Raw genomic sequence first — 2,708 nt, forward strand, 5'->3', positions numbered from 1 at the left:
CGTTGCAACCGGGCGGGCTTCGGGCTAACACCCGGGACGCCCGCCCGGGCGTCCCTCAGCGACGGAGTCTCCCATGTCCCAGCCCCTGCGTCTCGGCATTGCCGGCCTCGGCACGGTGGGCATCGGAACGGTGAAGATCATCCAGAAGCACGCCGAGCTTCTTGCCCGGCGCACCGGGCGGCCGATCGTCATCAGCGCGGTCGCCGCCCGCGACCGGAGGAAGAACCGCGACGCGGATCTCTCGGCCTATGCCTGGGAGGAGGATCCGGTCCGCCTCGCCACGCGCAAGGACATCGACGTCTTCGTCGAAGTCATGGGCGGGGCCGATGGCGCCGCGCTCGAGGCGACGCGCGCCGCGATCGCGGCGGGCAAGGACGTGGTGACGGCAAACAAGGCGATGCTCGCCCACCACGGCCACGCGCTCGCGGCGGAGGCCGAGGCCAAGGGCCACGTGATCCGCTTCGAGGCAGCGGTGGCAGGGGGCATCCCGGTCGTCAAGGCGCTGACAGAGGGGCTCGCGGGCAACGCGATCACCCGTGTGATGGGCGTGATGAACGGCACCTGCAACTACATCCTGACGCGGATGGAAGGCGCGGGCCTGACCTATGCCGAGGTCTTCGAGGAGGCCCGCCAGCTCGGCTATCTGGAAGCCGACCCCAATCTCGACGTGGGCGGCATCGACGCCGGCCACAAGCTGAGCCTGCTGGCGGCCATCGCCTTCGGCACAAGGGTCGCCTTCGACGCGGTCGAACTGGAAGGGATCGGTCGCATCTCGATCGACGACATCCGCCGTGCGGGAGACATGGGGTTCCGGATCAAGCTCCTCGGCGTGGCGCAGATGACCGGGCGCGGCCTCGAACAGCGGATGTCGCCCTGCCTCGTGCCGGCGGAAAGCCCGCTCGGCCAGCTTCAGGGCGGCACCAACATGGTCGTCCTCGAAGGCGACAGCGTCGGCCAGATCGTGCTGCGCGGCGCCGGGGCCGGCGCCGGCCCGACCGCATCGGCGATCATGTCCGACGTGATCGAGATCGCGCGGGGCTGCCGCATCTCCACCTTCGGCCAGCCGGCGGCGACGCTCGCGGACCCGGTGGCGGCGAAGGCGATGGCGCCGGCGCCCTACTATCTCCGCATGGAACTGACCGACAAGCCGGGCGCGCTCGCCAAGGTGGCCACCATCCTCGGCGAGGAGGGCATCTCCATCGACCGGATGCGGCAGTACGGCCATGCCGACGCCTCCGCTCCGGTGTTGATCGTCACCCACAAGACGGCGCGCGAGGCGATCGACCACGCCGCCCGCCGCCTGCCCGCGACCGGCGTGGTGATCGGCGAGCCGGTGGCGATCCGCATCGAATCCGTCTGAGTCCGCCGCGCGGGGCTTGCCCCGTTCCGCGCGGTCCGGCTAGATGCGCGTGATGCGGAACCAACAGGACCCGACCATGGCCGACGCCCAGGAATTCCACGACCGAATGCTTTCGCTGGGCCTGGCCCGAGTCTCCGAAGCCGCCGCCCACGCCTCGGCCCGCCTGATCGGGCGCGGGGACGAGAAGGCCGCCGACCAGGCGGCGGTGAACGCCATGCGCGACCAGCTGAACCTGCTCGACATCAAGGGCACGGTGGTCATCGGCGAGGGCGAGCGCGACGAGGCGCCGATGCTCTATATCGGCGAGGAGGTCGGCACCGGCAACGGTCCGGCGGTGGACATCGCGCTCGATCCCCTGGAGGGCACGACGCTGACGGCGAAGGACATGCCGAACGCGCTGACCGTCATCGCCATGGCGCCACGCGGCACGCTCCTGCACGCGCCCGACGTATACATGGACAAGCTCGCCATCGGCCCGGGCCTGCCGAAGAACGTCGTGAGCCTGGAGATGAGCCCGACCGAGCGGGTGGTGGAACTGGCCAAGGCGAAGCGCTGCAAGCCCACGGACATCACCGTCTGCATCCTCGAACGCCCCCGGCACGAGGAGATGATCAAGGAGGTCCGCGCCACCGGGGCGGCGATCCGGCTCATCACTGACGGCGACGTCGCGGGCGTGATCCATTGCGCGGAGAGCGAGATCACCGGCATCGATATGTACATGGGCTCCGGAGGCGCGCCCGAGGGCGTGCTCGCGGCCTCGGCGCTGAAATGCATGGGCGGGCAGATGTGGGGGCGGCTTCTCTTCCGCAACGACGACGAGCGGGGACGCGCGGCCAAGGCCGGCATCACGGACCTGAACCGGATCTATGCGCGCGACGAGATGGTGACGCGCGACGTGATCTTCGCCGCGACCGGCGTGACCAACGGTTCCATCGTGCGCGGCGTGAAGCGCGAGCCGAACTTCATCGAGACGGAGACGATCCTGATGCGGTCAAAGACCGGCTCGGTGCGCCGCATGATCTACCGCAACCCGATCCGCTGAGCGGGCGGCCCGGGGGCTCGGCTCCTGGCCCCCTGCGGGGACATTCTGGAACGGGCGAAGGAGCGGCGCATTCCGCCCTCTTCGACCCCGGCTATTGTAATGGGGCCATGAACGCATTTCTGGGAGTCGAGGCCTCCGCCACCGGCCGCCGCTGGCTGGGTCCCACCGCCGAGGCGGACCGCCGGGCATGGGTCAGGCCCATGGCGGCGAAGGCGGAGCGGGGCGCGGGGGCGCCCTGGCCGAAGGGACCGGCGCGATCGATCTCCTCGATCAGCGCGGGTGTCACCGCCCCCGGCATCATGAGCC

3 protein-coding genes are annotated in these 2,708 nt (G+C 70.3%); all 3 read left to right on the plus strand.

The annotated features are described in order from the left end of the window. Positions 1–73 precede the first annotated feature (73 nt). Positions 74–1,360 (plus strand): homoserine dehydrogenase, encoded by a 1,287-nt coding sequence (locus F9K34_RS18460; RefSeq protein WP_291338564.1) that lies wholly within the window; start codon positions 74–76, stop codon positions 1,358–1,360. 76 nt (positions 1,361–1,436) lie between these two features. Further along, complete coding sequence (gene glpX / locus F9K34_RS18465) at positions 1,437–2,402, plus strand: class II fructose-bisphosphatase (RefSeq protein WP_291338566.1); 966 nt, start codon at positions 1,437–1,439, stop codon at positions 2,400–2,402. Between the two features lie 107 nt (positions 2,403–2,509). Continuing rightward, positions 2,510–2,708: hypothetical protein (locus tag F9K34_RS18470; RefSeq protein ID WP_291338565.1), on the plus strand; the 199-nt coding region annotated here is incomplete at its 3' end.

Source organism: Albidovulum sp. (assembly GCF_008933605.1).
In the GTDB taxonomy this organism is placed as follows: domain Bacteria; phylum Pseudomonadota; class Alphaproteobacteria; order Rhodobacterales; family Rhodobacteraceae; genus Albidovulum.